General features: G+C 62.4%; 16 protein-coding genes and 1 pseudogene. 13 read left to right on the forward strand and 4 right to left on the reverse strand.

Going from position 1 to position 16,750, the window contains the following annotated elements:
- Window positions 1–29 precede the first annotated feature (29 nt).
- Complete coding sequence (locus R6254_RS02865) at window positions 30–983, reverse strand: LysR family transcriptional regulator (RefSeq protein ID WP_318404250.1); 954 nt, start codon at window positions 981–983, stop codon at window positions 30–32.
- Window positions 984–1,092: 109 nt separating this feature from the next.
- Here R6254_RS02865 and R6254_RS02870 point away from each other — a divergent pair, with 109 nt between their 5' ends.
- The 8 genes and pseudogenes from R6254_RS02870 (at window position 1,093) to R6254_RS02900 (ending at window position 8,638) form a co-directional block, all read left to right on the forward strand.
- Entirely contained in the window at window positions 1,093–2,076 is a 984-nt protein-coding gene (locus R6254_RS02870; RefSeq protein WP_318404251.1) for a Bug family tripartite tricarboxylate transporter substrate binding protein, read from the forward strand.
- Window positions 2,077–2,149: 73 nt separating this feature from the next.
- Window positions 2,150–3,175, forward strand: coding sequence for a 4-hydroxythreonine-4-phosphate dehydrogenase PdxA (locus tag R6254_RS02875; RefSeq protein WP_318404252.1), 1,026 nt, complete (start codon window positions 2,150–2,152; stop codon window positions 3,173–3,175).
- Window positions 3,172–3,918 carry an SDR family NAD(P)-dependent oxidoreductase gene (locus tag R6254_RS02880; protein WP_318404253.1) on the forward strand — a complete coding sequence of 249 codons (747 nt, stop codon included), beginning with the start codon at window positions 3,172–3,174 and terminating at the stop codon, window positions 3,916–3,918. Before R6254_RS02875 ends, R6254_RS02880 begins: the two co-directional genes overlap by 4 nt.
- Window positions 3,919–3,941: 23 nt before the next feature.
- On the forward strand, window positions 3,942–4,835 hold the full coding sequence (locus R6254_RS02885) for an NAD(P)-dependent oxidoreductase (RefSeq protein ID WP_318404255.1): 894 nt from the start codon (window positions 3,942–3,944) through the stop codon (window positions 4,833–4,835).
- On the forward strand, window positions 4,832–6,559 hold the full coding sequence (locus tag R6254_RS02890) for an IlvD/Edd family dehydratase (protein WP_318404256.1): 1,728 nt from the start codon (window positions 4,832–4,834) through the stop codon (window positions 6,557–6,559). The genes R6254_RS02885 and R6254_RS02890 overlap by 4 nt, the downstream gene beginning before the upstream one ends.
- A 260-nt stretch (window positions 6,560–6,819) precedes the next feature.
- Window positions 6,820–6,966: pseudogene (locus tag R6254_RS21935) on the forward strand (double zinc ribbon domain-containing protein); the annotation flags it as partial.
- A 177-nt stretch (window positions 6,967–7,143) separates the two neighbouring features.
- Window positions 7,144–7,575 (forward strand): hypothetical protein, encoded by a 432-nt coding sequence (locus R6254_RS02895; RefSeq protein ID WP_318404258.1) that lies wholly within the window; start codon window positions 7,144–7,146, stop codon window positions 7,573–7,575.
- Window position 7,576: 1 nt separating this feature from the next.
- Window positions 7,577–8,638: a TAXI family TRAP transporter solute-binding subunit gene (locus R6254_RS02900; RefSeq protein ID WP_318404260.1), complete on the forward strand. Its 1,062-nt coding sequence runs from the start codon at window positions 7,577–7,579 to the stop codon at window positions 8,636–8,638.
- 138 nt (window positions 8,639–8,776) lie between these two features.
- On the opposite strand, the gene R6254_RS02905 is transcribed toward R6254_RS02900, so the two are convergent.
- A complete protein-coding gene (locus R6254_RS02905; protein WP_318404261.1) occupies window positions 8,777–10,441 on the reverse strand; it encodes an FMN-binding glutamate synthase family protein in 1,665 nt (554 codons plus the stop codon).
- Between the two features lie 102 nt (window positions 10,442–10,543).
- Between R6254_RS02905 and R6254_RS02910 the strand changes: the two genes are divergently transcribed.
- Window positions 10,544–11,386 (forward strand): UPF0149 family protein, encoded by an 843-nt coding sequence (locus R6254_RS02910; RefSeq protein WP_412103091.1) that lies wholly within the window; start codon window positions 10,544–10,546, stop codon window positions 11,384–11,386.
- An 84-nt stretch (window positions 11,387–11,470) separates the two neighbouring features.
- On the opposite strand, the gene R6254_RS02915 is transcribed toward R6254_RS02910, so the two are convergent.
- Both R6254_RS02915 and R6254_RS02920 read right to left on the reverse strand, forming a co-directional pair.
- Window positions 11,471–11,983: a GNAT family N-acetyltransferase gene (locus R6254_RS02915; RefSeq protein WP_318404262.1), complete on the reverse strand. Its 513-nt coding sequence runs from the start codon at window positions 11,981–11,983 to the stop codon at window positions 11,471–11,473.
- 419 nt (window positions 11,984–12,402) lie between these two features.
- Complete coding sequence (locus tag R6254_RS02920) at window positions 12,403–12,840, reverse strand: TIGR02594 family protein (protein WP_318404263.1); 438 nt, start codon at window positions 12,838–12,840, stop codon at window positions 12,403–12,405.
- A gap of 538 nt (window positions 12,841–13,378) precedes the next feature.
- Here R6254_RS02920 and R6254_RS02925 point away from each other — a divergent pair.
- Genes R6254_RS02925 through R6254_RS02940 form a run of 4 tightly spaced genes read left to right on the forward strand, consistent with a single transcriptional unit; the run spans window position 13,379 to window position 16,733 of the window.
- Window positions 13,379–14,242, forward strand: coding sequence for a branched-chain amino acid ABC transporter permease (locus R6254_RS02925; protein WP_318404264.1), 864 nt, complete (start codon window positions 13,379–13,381; stop codon window positions 14,240–14,242).
- 2 nt (window positions 14,243–14,244) lie between these two features.
- Window positions 14,245–15,282, forward strand: coding sequence for a branched-chain amino acid ABC transporter permease (locus R6254_RS02930; protein WP_318404266.1), 1,038 nt, complete (start codon window positions 14,245–14,247; stop codon window positions 15,280–15,282).
- Window positions 15,275–16,039: an ABC transporter ATP-binding protein gene (locus R6254_RS02935; protein ID WP_318404267.1), complete on the forward strand. Its 765-nt coding sequence runs from the start codon at window positions 15,275–15,277 to the stop codon at window positions 16,037–16,039. Before R6254_RS02930 ends, R6254_RS02935 begins: the two co-directional genes overlap by 8 nt.
- Window positions 16,026–16,733, forward strand: coding sequence for an ABC transporter ATP-binding protein (locus R6254_RS02940; protein WP_318404269.1), 708 nt, complete (start codon window positions 16,026–16,028; stop codon window positions 16,731–16,733). The genes R6254_RS02935 and R6254_RS02940 overlap by 14 nt, the downstream gene beginning before the upstream one ends.
- The last annotated feature ends 17 nt before the right edge of the window (window positions 16,734–16,750 follow it).

Raw genomic sequence — 16,750 nt, forward strand, 5'->3', positions numbered from 1 at the left:
TTCATAGCGAATGGTTGCAGCGAGTGTTGTCACCGCGCCGCCGGGCCGGCTGCGGTGCCGGCCTGGCTGCGTATCTGCGCGGCAAAACGTGCGGCCGCCGGCGACAGCGGGCGGTCCTGCCGCGTGATCAGGTAAATCGGCGGCACGCGTATCGGCATGTCCAGCGGCAAGGCGTGCAAGACGCCGAGCCGGCCGTAGTGGTCGGCCAGCGAGGCCGGCATCACCGCCACCATGTCGGAAATCTCCAGCATGGCCGTGGTGACGATGGTCGAGGAGGTTTCAGTGATGTTCAGGCGTGTGTGGATGCCGGCTTCGCGCAGGGCCGCGTCAAAACGCAGGCGTTGCGGCGAGCCCGGTGGCTGCAATATCCAGGGCAGGGCGGTCAGGTCGCTGAAGGTCACGTTGGCGCGCTGGGTCAGCGGGTGGGTGTGGCCCACCACCACCACCAGCGCCTCCTGCAACAAGGGCACCAGGGTGTAATCCCCCTCGCCGTGCCCCTCGGTCAGGCGTCCCAGCACCAAGTCAACCTCGCCCCGGGCCAGCTGGGTGATCATGACGTTGCTGGTGTCCACCGTCACGGCCACGGCCACCTGGGGGTGGCGGCGTTTGTATTCGTTCAAGGTGGGCGCCAGCAACTCGGGCACGGCGCCGGGCACGCTGCCTATACGCAGCGCCCCGCGCAGGCCGGAGCTGAGGGCCACCATTTCTTCGCGCACAAAACCAAAGTCGGTGAACAGGCCGCGTGCATAACGGATCAGGATTTCCCCATGCGGTGTGGGCGCCATGCCACGTGCCAGGCGTTCAAACAGCGGCACGCCAAAGGTTTCTTCGGCCTGTTGCAGCAGCTTGCTGGCGGCCGGCTGGCTGATGTTGAGCGCGGCCGCGGCCCGGCCCAGGTTGCGCTCGGTGTCCAGCAGGCTGAGCAAGGCCAACTGGCGGGTGCGCAGGCGCAGCAGCAGGGAAAGGTCGGAAACCGCCGTCATGTCTCATCCATATACAAAAGTGTATGAATTATTGATGAGATTCGATTGGATTGGAATGTCTTTTCTCGGTAGTCTCCGCTTTGACCGCACAACAACAGGAGACAAACCGATGAAGCCCGCTTCCTTTTTTCGTTTCGCGCCAGCTTGCGCACTGGCCCTGAGTTCACTGGTCCTGCCCGGCACGGCCGCCGCGCAGGCCTACCCGGCCAAACCGGTGCGTATCATGGTCGGCGCCTCGCCGGGCGGCGGCACCGACATCCTGGCGCGTGTGCTGGCCGAGAAGTTTGGCCGCGACATGAAACAGTCCTTCATCGTGGAAAACCGCCCCGGCGCGTCCAACACCATTGCGGCTGAAATCACCGCCCGGGCCGAGCCCGACGGCCTGACCCTGCTGCTGGCCACCAACACCGGCCAGGCGATTGCGCCGCACCTGCTCAAGCTGAAGTTCGATCCGATCAAGGATTTGCAACCGATTGGCATGGTGGCTGTCATGCCCAACGTGCTGGTGGTGTCCAGTACCTCGCCCTACAACAACGTCAAGGACTTGCTGGCCATGATGCAGGCCAAGCCCGGCGACGCCAAATACGGCTCGTCGGGGCTGGGCAGCACCCAGCACATCGGTGGCGCGGCCTTCAACCTGGCGACCGGCACCCAGGCCATCCACGTGCCTTACAAAGGCAGCTCACAAGCACATATCGACATCATTGGCGGCCAGGTCGACATGATGTTTGACACCACCTCCTCGGCCATGGCGCAAATCAAGGGCGGCAAGCTGCGCGCCCTGGCCGTCAGCGCGCCCAAACGCACGCCCGAGTTGCCCAATGTCGCCACCTTGGCCGAACAAGGCATCAGCGGCGCCGACGTCACGACCTGGTACGGCTTGTTCACCACCCGCGGCACACCGCCGGCCGTGGTGGCTCGCCTGAGTGAACAACTGCTGAGCACCTTGCAATCGCCCGAGGTCCAGACCCGTATCAAGTCCCTGGGCGGCGAGATCGAACTGCTGTCCGTCGAGCAGTTCGCCAAGCTCAACCAAAACGATTACGAGCGTTACGGCAAGCTGGTCAAGGCCGCCAACATCAAGGCCGAATAAGTCCCCGGCCCGGGCGCCGCAACGCCCGGACGTTTCTTTTTTTCCATCCCAAGAACCCACCAAGGAAGTTCCCATGACCCTCCCACGCCCCAGCCTCGCCGTCCTCCTGGGAGATCCCGCCGGTGTCGGCCCCGAAATGGCCGTCAAGTTGCTGGCGCGCAAGGAAAATCGCGACGCGGCCAATCTGCTGCTGATCACCGACCCGGTGATGCTGGCCGATGCCCAGCGTATTGCCGGCGTCACGCTGGATACCCTGGTGGTCACTGACCTGGCGCAGGTCCGGTTTGAACCCGGCCGCGTGACCGTGCTGGCGCAAAACTGGCTGAATGGCCAGTCGCCACCGCTGGGCGAATGCACGGTCGAAGCCGGCCGCGCTTCCTTCCTGGCCATGGAAACGGCGCTGGCCGCGGTCAAGCGCGGTGTTTGCGACGGCATTCTGTTTGCGCCGCTGAACAAACATTCGCTGCGCCTGGGCGGGCTGACCGAGGAAGACGAGCTGCGCCACATGCAGGAGAGTTTCAAGGTCGCCGGTTTTGTCTGCGAGTTCAACATCACCCAAAACCTCTGGACCTCGCGCGTGACCTCGCATGTGCCGATTCGCGAAGTGGCGGACCTGATCACACGTGAAGGCGTGTGTGAGGCCGTGAAAATTGTCGATGCCGCGTTGCGCCAGGCCGGCATCGCCAAGCCCCGCATCGCGGTGTCGGGCCTGAACCCGCATGCCGGCGACGGCGGCTCCATTGGCATGGAAGAGATCGAAGTGATTGCCCCCGCGGTGTTGCAGGCGCAGGCGCTGGGGCTGGACGCACGCGGCCCGTATTCACCTGACACGGTGTTTATCGCGGCGCGCCGCGGCGACTTCGACGCGGTGGTGTCCATGTTCCACGACCAGGGCCAGATCGCCATGAAACTCATGGGCTTTGACCATGGCGTCACCTTGCACGGCGGCCTGCCGGTGCCGGTGGCCACCTCGGCCAGCGGCAGCGCCTTTGATATTGCCGGCAAGGGCATTGCCAATATTGAGGGCCTGCAGCAGGCCTTCAATTTGTGCGCACGGATGGCCGCCGCCAGCCGGCCAGCGCAGAAAGCGGCCGCATGAACCAACTGGATTTGCAGGGACAACATGCGGTGGTCACCGGCGGCGCCTCCGGCATCGGGCTGGGCATTGCGCGCCGGCTGATCGCCAGTGGCGCGCAGGTCACCTTGTGGGACCGCGACGAGGCCGGCCTGCGGCGCGCTGTTGCCGAACTCGGCGACCAGGCGCGTGCAGAAATTGTCGACATCGCCGAGCCCACCGCGGCGCGCGAGGCCGCGCAACGCACGGCGGTGGTGGGCGGGGCCATTGATATCCTGGTCAACAGCGCCGGGCTGACCGGCCCGAACGCCCCCGTGGTGGACTACCCGCTCGACGACTGGTCGCGGGTGATGCAGGTCAACCTCACCGGCCTGTTCCTGTGTTGCCAGGCGGTGTTGCCGGGCATGTTGGCCCAGGGCTACGGTCGCATCGTGAACATTGCCTCGGTGGCCGGCAAAGAGGGCAACCCGAATGCCTGCGCCTACAGCGCATCCAAGGCCGGCGTGATCGCCCTGACCAAAACACTGGGCAAGGAGTTGGCCCAGCAAGGCGTGGTGGTGAACTGCGTGGCACCGGCTGCGGTGGAAACCCCCTTGTTCGCGCAGATGGCGCAAACACACATCGACTACATGCGCTCCAAGATTCCCATGGGGCGTTTCGGGACGATTGACGAGGTCGCCGCCCTGGTGGGCTGGCTGTGCACGCGGGAATGTTCGTTTTCCACCGGTGCTGTGTTCGACCTGTCCGGCGGACGAGCCACTTACTGACGCCATTCACCGAAGTGTTTGCCATGACAAAAATCAGTTTTTTAGGAACTGGCCTGATGGGTGCGCGCCAGGCGCGCTGCGTGCTGGCAGCCGGTTTTGCGGTCACGGTCTGGAACCGCAGTGTGGCCAAGGCGCAGGCGTTGCTGGCCGACGGGGCCGTGCTGGCCCTGACGCCGGCAGCCGCAGTGAAAGACGCCGACATCGTGGTGCTGATGCTGGAGAACGGCGACATCGTGCGCGAGGTCTTGTTTGACAGCGGCGCCGCCCAGGCCATGCAAGCCGGCACCCTGGTGATCGACATGAGTTCCATCAAGCCGGCGCAAGCACGTGGGCACGCTGAGCAACTGGCCGCTGCGGGATTGCACCATCTGGACGCGCCGGTCTCGGGCGGTGTCAGCGCGGCCGAAGCCGGCACGCTGGCCATCATGGTGGGCGGCGAGGTTTCGGCTTTTCAGCAGGCGGGTCCCTTGTTCGCGGCCATGGGCCGCGCCACGCATGTGGGCCCCAGCGGCGCGGGCCAGCTCGCCAAGCTGGCGAACCAACTGATCGTGGCCATCAATATCGCGGGCGTGTGTGAGGCCTTGCAACTGGCTGCCAGCGGCGGCGCCGATCCAGCCAAGGTGCGCGAAGCGATTCGTGGCGGCTTCGCCGAAAGCCGGGTGCTGGACCTGCACGGCCAACGCATGGTGGAGCGCGACTTCACACCACGCGCCCGTGCCACCATGCAGCTCAAGGATCTGGACAACGCCATGGAAGTAGCGGCGCAGCAGGGTTTTGACGCGCCCGTGGCCAGCCAGGTGCGCCAGCTGTTCACCGATCTGGTCGCACGGGTCGGCGAGACCGACCACAGCGGCCTCTGGCTGCAGCTCGAACACATCAACCGTCAGAAGCCCAGCCAGGAAAGAACACTCACATGACAGAACGCAAAAAATTACGCAGCCGCGCCTGGTTCGACCGCCAGGACAAGATGGGTTTTTATTACCGCTCGTGGCTGAAAAACAGCGGCATTCCGCAGGACCAGTTTGATGGCCGTCCGGTCATTGGCATCTGCAACACCTGGTCGGAGTTGACACCTTGCAACTCGCATTTCCGCGAGCTGGCCGAACATGTGCGCCGCGGCGTGCTGGACGCCGGCGGTTTCCCGCTGGAATTCCCAGTCTTGTCGCTGGGCGAAACCATGATGCGGCCGACCGCCATGTTGTACCGCAACCTGGCCTCCATGGATGTCGAGGAAGCCGTGCGTGCGAATCCGCTGGACGGCGTGGTGTTGCTGATGGGCTGCGACAAAACCACACCTTCCTTGCTGATGGGTGCGGCCAGTGTCGATTTGCCCACCATCGGGGTGTCGGGCGGCCCCATGTTGCGCGGTTATTACGAAGGCAAGGCGGTGGGTTCCGGCACCAACACCATTTCCATGAGTGAGCAGTTGCGCGCCGGCAGCATCACACTCAACCAGTTTCACGAGGCCGAAACCGCCATGCATCGATCGCATGGGCACTGCATGACCATGGGCACGGCCTCAACCATGGCCTGCATGGTGGAAGCCCTGGGCATGGGCTTGCCCGGCAACGCCGCCATTCCGGCGGTCGATGCGCGCCGCCACGTGCTGGCGCGCGAAGCCGGCCGGCGCATTGTGCAACTGGTGCACGACGATGTGCAGAGGTCGCAAATCCTGACGCGGCCCGCGTTTGAAAACGCCATACGCACCAATGCCGCGATTGGCGGCTCGACCAATGCGGTGGTGCACCTGATTGCGCTGGCGCGCCGCATCGGTGTGGACCTGAACCTGGACGACTGGGACCGCCTGGGCCGCAACGTGCATTGCCTGCTGGACCTCATGCCTTCAGGGCGGTTCCTGATGGAAGATTTTTTCGAGGCCGGTGGCCTGCCGGCCATCCTGGATCAGCTCGGTCAGCAAGGTTTGCTGGACCTGTCCGCCCTGACCGTTAACGGTCGCAGCCTGGGCGAAAACATCGCCAAAGCACCGTGCTGGCGGCCCGAGGTGGTGCATGCCTTTGACAGCCCGTTCAAGGAAGACGCGGGTATTGCGGTTTTGCGCGGCAATCTGGCGCCCGACGGCGCCATCATCAAACCGTCGGCCGCCTCGCCGCATTTGCTGACACATACCGGTCGCGCCGTGGTCTTCGAGTCGATTGAAGACCTGCACGGGCGCATCAATGACGAGGACCTGGACATTGACGAGAACTGCATCATGGTGCTCAAGTACTGCGGGCCCAAGGGTTACCCGGGCATGGCGGAAGTGGGCAACATGCCCTTGCCGCCCAAGCTGCTGCGCAGGGGTGTGACCGACATCATCCGCCTGTCGGACGCGCGTATGTCGGGCACGGCTTACGGCACCGTGGTGTTGCACACCTCGCCCGAAGCGGCCATCGGTGGGCCGCTGGCGCTGGTGCGCAATGGCGACCTGATCACGCTGGATGTGCCGGGCCGCAACCTGCACCTGCATGTGGACGCGGCCGAGCTGCAGGCGCGCCGGGCTGCGTGGACGGCACCCGCGATTCATTCCGAGCGCGGTTACGTCAAGCTCTACGTGGACCATGTGTTGCAGGCGCACGAAGGGGTTGACTTCGACTTCCTGGTCGGCAAAAGCGGCTCAGCCGTGCCGCGCGACAACCACTGAGCCGTCTCTAGCCTAGCTGGCGCGGTTTATAAGAAAAATGTGTAACTTCTCAATAACTCAAGGCAAGTCAGCAGCCGGGCCATGCCAATGCGGGCCAAACGCAGCCCGAGCCTGCCGAGCTACCACCGAAGCGCTCACCGGTCCACCACTATCCGTTATAAGATAACCACTGGCTTTGATCTTCCCGCGCTCGGATGACCGACCCTGATTCTCTATGTTTGGACGCAACTTCGCTGACTACATGAAGGTCACAACTCGAGATGTCGCCGATAACTCCTCTCCGGTGCCTTTTCTGCAAGCACCTCAATCCAGCCGGTGCAATTTTCTGCAATGATTGTGGCGGGCAGTTGAACCTGCAACCATGCGACCGGTGCGGAGCGATTGACAACCGAGCCGCGAGGAACTGCTACAAATGTGGCGCCGAATTCACTCTGCCTGCGGCACCGGAACCCGACTCCCTGCCCGCGCCAGCGGTCCTTGGCAAGGAGCTTACTTATTCAACACTGAACGATGCCGGAGTCGCGGGTCCGGAGGCTGCGCACCCGAATCATGATCTGACTTACACGCCCCCTGAACCGCAACCGGTGGATGAAGCGCTTTCATCCGAAATGGTTACGGCCGCGACCAAGTCGCGACGCAGGAAGCTCATTGCAATCCTGGCGTTATTGCTCGCGTTGACAACAGCTGTTGTGTCCGTCAATTTATATGATGGGCAGCTTGTGCAACTCGCGCAGAAGCAGGGCGAACAGCAGGCAGTCACTGACGTGTCCGGCGCGCCTAAGCTCGGTGGGTCCACGCCGTCAGCCGGGGCAAAACTCGCGACCGGTGCGGATGAACTTAAAAAAGCGCCATCGCGTGCGCCACCCGGTGCTGACGCCGCACTCACTGTGCGCCCATTGCCGGCGACTGATGCCGAAGTGAAGACCCGCCAGGACCTGTCAATAGTTGAAAAATGTCCACCAGCAGTCGCAACGCTTGGACTCTGCAATCCGGATACACCACAGGAGAAGCATTAGCATGAAAAACTTCATATTGAGCACGCTGCTGATGGCTGGGATGCTCTGCCACGCCTCGGCGGCGGTCGCTGCGGTGGAATACAAAATCGTCACCGCTTCCGAGCGGGGAACCTATATCAAGATCGGGCGCGATCTCGCCCAGTTTGTTGCTCCCTCGGCGGACATCAAGCTCGACGCCTTGCCTTCGGCCGGATCGGCAGAGAACGTTCGGCTGTTGCGTTACGAGCCGGGCGTCAAACTGGCCCTGGTGCAGTCGGACGTCTATCAGGCCTTCCTCGACACCGCAGCGGGCGGAAACGCAGCGGCCCGTGCCTTGATCCAGCCGCTGCGGGTGATCATGCCGCTCTATAACGAGGAAATCTACTTTATCGTGCGGGCTGACTCGGAGCGCAACTATATCCACGAGATCAAGAATGCAAAGATCAATGCGGGCGAGTCAGGAAGCGGCACGGCGCTTACTTCGGCAACGCTCTACCGCTTGATGTTTGGCGAACCCATGCCGGACGCCAAGGCGAGCTTTCTTTCCAACGAGGAAGCGCTGTCCAAGCTGGTCACCGACAAGACCATTGACGTGGTCGCCGTCGTCGCCGGTCAACCCGCCAAACTGCTGGTTGACATGAAGCCCGAGTCGCGCAAACTGATCAAACTGCTCAAGTTCGACCCCAACCATGCATCGAGCGAAGCAGTTCTCAAGACCTACTTTCAAGCCAGTGTGCGTGCCAGCAATTATCCCAACCTGCTCACGGCGGATCTCCCGGGGCTGGCAGTCAAGGCCTTCCTCGTTACCTACGATTTCCAGCTGAAGGACACCGAGAGCCACCTGCGGAGCATGGCGCGTTCGCTGTGCCAGAACTTCCCGGTGCTGCAAGAAAAAGGACACCCGAAATGGCGTGAGGTTGAGCTGGCGCTGCCGGATCTCGGTCGCGGATGGTTCTACTATGCCCCGACGGCGCGTGAGATCCGCTCCTGTATCGCCAGAGAATCGAAGCTGGGAACACGTGTGAAATCACAACCGGCGAAGGAGTGCCCGCAGCAGGAGCGGATCCTTGGTCTATGCAAATAGGCCTGCACAACGGCTTATGGACTCAGCAGCTGCGAGTCTACCCAGTCTGGGCAGCCCCGCCACCGGGGTTGTCTTGCCTTGAGTTATTGAGAAGCTAAAAAAATATGCCTCTAGCTCTGGTGTGACGGGCGCAAGCAGCTATGAAGTTGATAGCGTTTCGGGGCTGCTGGGTTGCAGCACGGGCGCGCTGCTGGGCTGGAAGCTGTGCGCGCTGGCCAGCGGCCAGTACAGGCGAAACACATTGTGTTGATCTTCCAGCGAGCCCAGCAAGGCGCCCGGCGCGACCTGCATGACGAGGTTGCTGAGCAGCCGCACCTCGGTGTCGTTGATGCGGCGCACGATGTGGTGCGCGGTGACGTCGTTGCTGTGCTTCAGCCCCGCCGCTTCCAGCAACTCCTTGAGCGCCTTCAGCGTGCTCTGGTGAAAACGCCAGACCCGTTCGGCCTTGTCCGGCACCACCAGGGCCTGCTGGCGCACCGGGTCTTGCGTGGTCACGCCGGTCGGGCAGTTGCCGGTGTGGCAGGTCTGGGCCTGGATGCAGCCCAGCGCAAACATGAAGGCCCGGCCCGAGTTGCACCAGTCGGCGCCCAGCGCCAGCATGCGGGTGATGTCGAAAGCGCTGATCACCTTGCCGGCGCAGCCTATGCTGATGCGCTCGCGCAGGCCCACACCCAGCAGCGTGTTGTGCACCAGCAGCAGGCCTTCCTGCACCGGCACACCCACGTGGTCGGTGAATTCCAGCGGCGCGGCGCCGGTGCCGCCCTCGGCGCCATCGACCACGATGAAGTTCGGCGTGATGCCGGTCTCCAGCATGGCCTTGACCATGGCAAACCACTCCCAGGGGTGGCCCAGGCAAAACTTGAAACCGGTCGGTTTACCGCCCGACAACTCGCGCAGGCGGGCGATGAAATGCATCATCTCCACAGGCGTTGAAAAAGCGCTGTGTGAGGACGGCGACACGCAGTCCCTGCCCACCGGCACACCGCGTGCGGCAGAAATTTCAATCGTGACCTTGGCGCCCGGCAAGATGCCGCCATGCCCGGGCTTGGCGCCCTGGCTCAGCTTGAGTTCAATCAGCTTGACCTGCGGGTCGCAAGCGCTGGCCGCAAACCGTTCCGCGTTGAAGCTGCCGTCGTCGTTGCGGCAGCCAAAATAACCCGAGCCGATTTCCCAGATCAGGTCCCCGCCGTGCACGCGGTGGTGCTGCGAGATCGAGCCTTCGCCGGTGTCATGCGCAAAACCGCCGCGCTGGGCGCCGCTGTTGAGCGCCAGGATGGCGTTGGCCGACAAGGCGCCAAAACTCATGGCCGAGATGTTGAAGATGCTCGCGTTGTAGGGCTGGGCCGTGTCGGGGCCGATGGTGACGCGAAAGTCGTGCGAGGCAATGTGTGTGGGTTGCACCGAATGGTTGATCCACTCATAACCCTGGGTGCTGACGTCGAGCTGGGTGCCAAACGGCCGGTTGTCCATCTCGCCCTTGGCGCGCTGGTAGACCAGCGAGCGTTGCGCACGCGAAAAAGGCGCGGCTTCCGCGTCGCTTTCAATAAAATACTGGCGCATCTCCGGGCGTATGAACTCCAGCAGGAAACGCAGATGACCGATCACCGGGTAGTTGCGCAAAATGGAGCTTTTGGTCTGCCGCAGGTCGTGGATGCCCAGGCCCAGCAGCAGCGCGCAAAGCCCCAGGGCCAGCCAGCCCACGCCAAAAGCAATCAGGCTGAACAGCGCCAGCAACAGGCCAAACAGGCACAAGCCCAGAAAGGTGTAACGAACCGGAAACAGGGCATCAAGTCGCTGGAGCATGGCGGGATTTCCATCAGGTGGGGAGCGGGCAAGACGGCCCGCGGCGCGGCAGATACACTTTCGATCATAAGAGCCCCGCCCGGGGCTCAAGACTGTTTTCCCATGACGACTTCAACACCCCCCGATTCTTCTTCCCCCACCCCAGCTTCCGACACGCCCGAAACAACCTGGATGGAAATGGAAGCCTTTGACGAACTCGACGCCATCCTCGACGATCTGCGCAGCCGGTATGACGAAACACCGCAGTGGGAGTTTTGTGAAGGTTTCATGGCCGCCGTGATCTGTTCACGCCGCCCCATCGCCGACGACGAGTACCTGTCCGTGCTGCTGGCGCTCCCGGCAGAGGGCGAGATGCCTGACGCGGAAAGCGGTTCGTTTGCCAGCCCGGACCAGCAAGCGCGTTTCATGGAACTCTGGAACCAGCGCTGGGCCGAAGTCGCCACGGCGCTCGACGCCAAGGTGGACACGCTGGAAGATGACCTGTGTTACCACCCCGAGGTGATGGACATTCGCGGAGCTGTCGCCGACATGCCGCCCGAAGAACAAACCGCCTTCAAGGGCGAAGACCTGCCAGCTTTTGCCCAGGTCTGGGCCCTGGGTTTTATGTTTGCCGTGGAAAGCTGGCCCGAAGAATGGGCCGCCCCGCGCGACAAGGACGCCGCCCAGTGGCTGGACGACGCCCTGCAATCCGTGGTCGCCATGACCGAAGACGACACCGCCAAACCCGAAGTGTCACCGCTGAGCGAGGAAGGCGCGCCCAGCACCAGCATCGCCCGACTCAACGCCTTTGGCGACGCGATCTGGGCGGTGTACGACCTGCGCGAGTTGTGGAAAACCATGGGGCCGAAAGTCGAAACCATTCGCAAGGAAGCCACACCAGGCCGCAATGATTTGTGTCCTTGCGGCAGCGGCAAGAAATACAAGAAGTGCCACGGGGCGGGGTGATATCAAGGCCTGAAGTTCCGGCAGCAGTGGTCTAGCTAACGCCGGGCCACGTTGTCCAACGTTGAACGCCACTCGATGGACGGGTTAACCGTTACCGTTGAAGTCATACCGGATCTCTTGCAGCGACACCCCTCCGAGCGTGAACGCTTTGGTCGAATGGGTTGCGGGCTTGAAGCCCGCGGCTGAGTAAAATCTGATGGCGCGCTCGTTGCCGACGATAACCCACAGGCTGACTATTTTGAAACCCTGCGCGAGCAGGCGCTCCCATGCGGTGAGCCAGAGCAGGCGGCCGGCTCCCTGCGACCAGATGGACGGGGTCAGGTAGATCGCCCAGACCTCTGCGCAGAGCGGTTGCGCTCCTTCGTCGCGAGATGGACCGAAGGCGACAAACCCAACCACTGTTCCGTTGTCCTTGGCCACCAGCAACTGCGGTTGCCCGCTGAAGAAGGATTCGCGCCACATGGCTTCGCGCGACGTGATCGAAAGCGCGTCGAGGTACTCGGCGGGCAGGATGTCCTTGTACGCGTGTTGCCACGACAAGACATGAACCTCGGCAATTGCGCGGCAGTCTTCGGGCGTGGCTTGTTCAATGCGCATGGCTGTTAACGTCGTTCTGCCCGACGTCCCGCAGTGGCTTCCGTATTGATCGCTGGTTTTGTCCGGCAAACGCGTATTGAATTCATTGTGTTTGTGGCTAATGTAATTTAGACCGCAAAACTTGTGGCACCTGTCGATGACAGCGCGTCAACCTGGACGCGGAAACCCTCCGTAACGGGCTTGGTACTTGGTTTGTACAGAAATACGTTATCCATTCATGCCGGAGTCAATACCTGCATGATCCCGGTGCGTCTCTGTCGCAGCAACAGTCTGACGGAGTGGAAACCCCAAAGAGCGGATTGGTGTGAGCGTTTTAGGCCTCTAGCCCAATAAGCACGGGCGCAAGGAGCTACCTATTTTGTAGCGTTTGTTGGCGGTCACAGTGGGCGCCAGCCTGTCGATAGCCCGCACATGACGCATCAAGCGCGCGCAGCGTCCACCGGCCAGCGATAACCCAACACGGACGCCAGCGGATAACCATGTTCCCGCACCTGCTCCAGTTGGTTGCCACCCAGCAGGACCACCTGATCATCTGCGATGCGAAGGAAAAAACCGACATGGCCTTTCCAACTGCCGGGGTCTTCGCGGGATAACACCACGATGCAGCCGGTGACCGGTTGCTCAAGCGGCTCGCCCCAGTCGAGCCAGGAACGGGCCAGCGCCGAGCCGGTGCCAGTCACGCCCACCTGTATCAGCGACCAGTTGACAAAGGACGAGCACCAGGACGCCTTGTCGTCGTAGCCGCGGATGTTGGTGTGTGCGTGGTACGCGGTGATGCGCGGGTTGCTCTGGCCGGGCGCAAAGCTGCGGACCCCGATCTCGGCGGCGGCGACAGGCATCCAGGGTGGGAGAGTCATGTTGTTCTTCCGGTCGGCGTGTGTGGCGGGGGCTGTTTGGGTGTCCCGCGCGATGTTCGAAATTTACCCGAGCTACTGCCATTTGTGAAACCCGGTGGGTCCTGGCGCGCAAGACTGGGGTTCCGGCGGGTTTACGTTTTTTCAGGCGCCAGCGCAATAGAGACGGTCGCGGATCGCTATTCATTGTGTAGCGTTTGCCTGCGCTCATTCTTGGCGCTCAGACCGTTCATGCCGAAAGCCCTGCATCGTTGCTGCGCCGACCATCCTTGTTCCGCCGTCGAGTAACGTGTGCGACACGGAGGGCTTGGAAAGCCTTGGTGTTTTCCCGTGAAAGCCCCCACAGCGGGATGCCGCCGGTTGACTCCCCCTCACCCCGTCCGCAGAATGGCCCGTACCGCCAGATGCGAGTGCCATCGAGCAACGTCGTCCGGCCTTTCGTGTACGTTTTTGCTTTCACCAGCAACCGTCGGCATCCTCAAGGAACCCAGCATGCGAATGACCCACCGGCACCTGCCGTGTACGGGCTGAAGGACGATCCATGGACGTTTTTCTCCAGCAAGTACTCAATGGCCTGACCTTAGGCGGTATCTACAGCCTCGTCGCGCTGGGCCTGACCCTCGTCTACGGCATCCTGCATGTGCCCAACTTCGCACACGGGGCCTTTTACATGGCCGGGGCCTTTGTGTCCTTCCATCTGATGACGGCTTTCGGCTGGAACTACTGGCTGGCGATGGGCGGATCGGCGCTGTGTGTGGCCGCCATTTCCGTGCTGTCGGAGCGGCTGGTGTTTCACCCCTTGCGCCATGCCTCGGGCCTGCACCCCATGGTGGCAGCCATCGGCATGTTGCTGTTTCTCGAAGCGGCGGCGCAAGCCTTGTGGGGCGCGGACTTTCGCCGCATGCAGACGCCATACACCAGCATCATCGACCTGGGCGGCGTGGTGGCGCCGGCGCAGCGGTTGCTGATCATCGCGGGCGCGTTCAGCCTGATGCTGGTGCTGCAGTTGTTTCTGAAAAAAACCGTGGTCGGTTCCACCATCATCGCGATGGCGCAAAACCGCGATGGTGCGTCACTGGTGGGCATTGACGCGAACAAGGTGGCGATGTTGACCTTTGGGATTTCAGGTGCACTGGCCGCGATTGCCGCCACGCTGTACGCGCCCATCAACCTCGTCTATCCGGCGATGGGTGGCATCGTCATCACCAAGGCTTTCGTGATCATCATTCTGGGCGGCATGGGCAGTGTGCCGGGCGCCATCGTCGGCGGACTGATCATCGGGTTTGCCGAGAGTTTTGGCGCCTTTTATATTTCGACCGACTACAAGGACATCATCGCTTTTGTGCTGCTGGTGGTGATTTTGTCGGTGCGCCCGCAAGGGCTCTTTACCCAGGCGGGGCGCTGATCATGAAATACCTTCAAGGCAAAACCGGCTGGAGTTTGTTGTTTATCGCGGGCTTGCTGTTTCCGTTTGTGGTGGGCAACGATTACCACCTGACGGTGATGTCAACGGCTTATATCTTTGCCATCGCCACCGTCGGGCTCAACCTCATCACGGGTTACACCGGCCAGTTCAACCTGGGGCACAGCGGCTTCATGGCCGTTGGCGCCTACACCGTCGGCATCCTGACAGTGGACTACCAGGTGCCGTTCTGGATCGCCTTCGCCTTGTCCGGCGTGGTGGCGGCAGCGCTGGGGTTTTTTGTGGGCCTGGTGTCCTTGCGCCTCAAGGGCCACTTCTTTTCCATCTTCACCCTGTGTGTCGGCTACATCATGTTTCTGCTGATCGAAAAGTGGGAAAGCCTGACCCACGGCACGGTCGGCATCATGGGCATCCCGGTGCCGACCGCCATCGGCTCGCTGACCTTCGACTCGCCGCGTTCGCTGTATTACCTGGTGTTTTTCTTCCTGGTGATCGGCATGTGGGTCATGCACCGCATCGTCAACTCCTTGCTGGGCCGCACTTTCATGGCGATTCGCAACGGGGACGAACTGGCCGAATCGCTGGGCATTCACCTGATGCGCAACAAGCTGCTGGCCTTCATGCTGTCGGTGGCGTATGCCGGTTTTGCGGGCGGCCTGTACGCGGGTTTTGTGCGTTTCCTGGGGCCGGACCTGGCCTCGGTGGAACACACTTTCAACATGACCATGTACATGCTGATAGGCGGGCTGGGCACCTTGCTCGGGCCGCTGCTGGGCGCGATTGCGATGCCGTGGCTCACGCAGTATTTGCAGTTCCTGCAGGAGTTGCGTTACCTGGTCTTCGGCCCGATTCTGGTGCTGCTGGTCATTTTTGTGCCACACGGCATCGTGGGTACCTACCTGGGCTGGCGTGCACGCCGCGCCGCGATGACGCCTGTGGCGACGCCGGCCGCGACTGCACACGCGACACCCGCCCGATCCGGTGCGAAGCCCACGGTTGCGCCAGGAGGTCTTGATGCTTGATATCTCCCACCTCAGCAAACATTTCGGCGGCCTGGCCGCGGTCAACGATGTCAGCACCACCATCGAGGCCGGCAAGATCAACGCCATCATCGGCCCCAACGGCGCTGGCAAAACCACCTTCTTCAACCTGATCAGCGGCATGCAGCAGCCCAGCGCCGGCAGCATCACCTTCCAGGGCCGTGACATCACGCATCTGCGCACCGACCAGGTGGCGCAACTGGGCATTGCGCGCACCTTCCAGAGCACCACCTTGTTTGACATGGCGACCGTGCTCGACAACCTGATCGTGGGTCACCGCTTGCGCACACGGTCCGGCCTGCTGGATGTGCTGGTCAACTCGGCGCGGCTCAAACAGGAAGAACGGATCTGCCGCGAGAAGGCCGCTGCCGCGCTCGATTTTGTCGGGCTTTCGCACATCGGCAACCGGCTGGCCGGCGACATTTCGCAGGAGGAGCGAAAACGCGTGGCCTTTGCGCTGGCGCTGTCGACCGACCCGGTGCTGCTGCTGCTGGACGAACCTGCCGGCGGCGTGAATCCGGAAGAAACCACGGGCCTGGCCGACCTGATCCGCAAGATGGTCAAGAGCGGGCTGACGGTGTGCCTGATCGAACACAAGATGGACATGATCATGCGGCTGGCCGACAAAATTCTGGTGCTCAACTACGGTGAAAAAATTGCCGAAGGCACACCAGCCGAAATTCGCGCCAACCCCGCCGTGATCGATGCCTACCTGGGGAGTGAACATGCTGACGCTTGACAATGTCTCGCTCAACTACGGCAGCTTTCGTGCGCTCGATGGTGTAACCCTGCACGCCAAAGATGGCGAGCTGGTGGTGCTGCTGGGCGCCAATGGCGCCGGAAAAAGTTCGATCTTCCTGACCATCAGCGGCCTGCACAAGGCGGCCGGTGGCAGCATCAAGTATGGCGGCCGCGAACTCGCCGGCATGAAACCCTCACACATCGTCGAACACGGCGTGGTGCAATGCCCCGAAGGCCGCAAGCTTTTCCCGCAGATGTCGGTGCTCAAGAACCTGATGCTGGGCGCGTATGTGCACCGCGGCGACAAGGCCGGCAACCAGAGCCGGCTGGAAGAGGTTCTGGCCTTGTTTCCCATCCTCGATCAAAAAAAGGAAGATGCCGCCGGCTCCCTCAGCGGCGGCCAGCAGCAAATGGTGGCCATCGGCCGGGCGTTGATGGGGCGGCCCAAAGCCCTGCTGCTGGACGAACCTTCGCTGGGCCTGGCGCCGCTGGTGGTCAAGCAGGTGTTCGAGGTGATCCAGAAGATCAACCGCGCCGGCACCACGGTGTTGCTGGCCGAACAAAACGCATTCGCGGCGCTGAAGATCGCACACCGCGCTTATGTGATTGAAAGCGGCCGCATCGTGATGGAAGGCGACCGCGACACCCTGCTCAACAACGACGCCATCCGCAAGGCCTATATCGGCGCCTGATTCCCCCTTCACCCGTT

This window comes from Polaromonas potterensis (assembly GCF_033446725.1).
Lineage (GTDB): Bacteria > Pseudomonadota > Gammaproteobacteria > Burkholderiales > Burkholderiaceae_C > Polaromonas.

Excerpts from the sequence above, each read along its gene's own strand:
- R6254_RS02865 (WP_318404250.1), bottom strand. The coding sequence starts at position 983 with ATGACGGCGGTTTCCGACCTTTCCCTGCTGCTGCGCCTGCGCACCCGC.
- R6254_RS02920 (WP_318404263.1), bottom strand. The coding sequence starts at position 12,840 with ATGACTCTCCCACCCTGGATGCCTGTCGCCGCCGCCGAGATCGGGGTC.
- R6254_RS02930 (WP_318404266.1), top strand. The coding sequence starts at position 14,245 with ATGAAATACCTTCAAGGCAAAACCGGCTGGAGTTTGTTGTTTATCGCG.
- R6254_RS02885 (WP_318404255.1), top strand. The coding sequence starts at position 3,942 with ATGACAAAAATCAGTTTTTTAGGAACTGGCCTGATGGGTGCGCGCCAG.
- R6254_RS02875 (WP_318404252.1), top strand. The coding sequence starts at position 2,150 with ATGACCCTCCCACGCCCCAGCCTCGCCGTCCTCCTGGGAGATCCCGCC.
- R6254_RS02900 (WP_318404260.1), top strand. The coding sequence starts at position 7,577 with ATGAAAAACTTCATATTGAGCACGCTGCTGATGGCTGGGATGCTCTGC.
- R6254_RS02910 (WP_412103091.1), top strand. The coding sequence starts at position 10,544 with ATGACGACTTCAACACCCCCCGATTCTTCTTCCCCCACCCCAGCTTCC.
- R6254_RS02890 (WP_318404256.1), top strand. The coding sequence starts at position 4,832 with ATGACAGAACGCAAAAAATTACGCAGCCGCGCCTGGTTCGACCGCCAG.
- R6254_RS02940 (WP_318404269.1), top strand. The coding sequence starts at position 16,026 with ATGCTGACGCTTGACAATGTCTCGCTCAACTACGGCAGCTTTCGTGCG.
- R6254_RS02915 (WP_318404262.1), bottom strand. The coding sequence starts at position 11,983 with ATGCGCATTGAACAAGCCACGCCCGAAGACTGCCGCGCAATTGCCGAG.
- R6254_RS02935 (WP_318404267.1), top strand. The coding sequence starts at position 15,275 with ATGCTTGATATCTCCCACCTCAGCAAACATTTCGGCGGCCTGGCCGCG.
- R6254_RS02870 (WP_318404251.1), top strand. The coding sequence starts at position 1,093 with ATGAAGCCCGCTTCCTTTTTTCGTTTCGCGCCAGCTTGCGCACTGGCC.
- R6254_RS02925 (WP_318404264.1), top strand. The coding sequence starts at position 13,379 with ATGGACGTTTTTCTCCAGCAAGTACTCAATGGCCTGACCTTAGGCGGT.
- R6254_RS02880 (WP_318404253.1), top strand. The coding sequence starts at position 3,172 with ATGAACCAACTGGATTTGCAGGGACAACATGCGGTGGTCACCGGCGGC.
- R6254_RS02905 (WP_318404261.1), bottom strand. The coding sequence starts at position 10,441 with ATGCTCCAGCGACTTGATGCCCTGTTTCCGGTTCGTTACACCTTTCTG.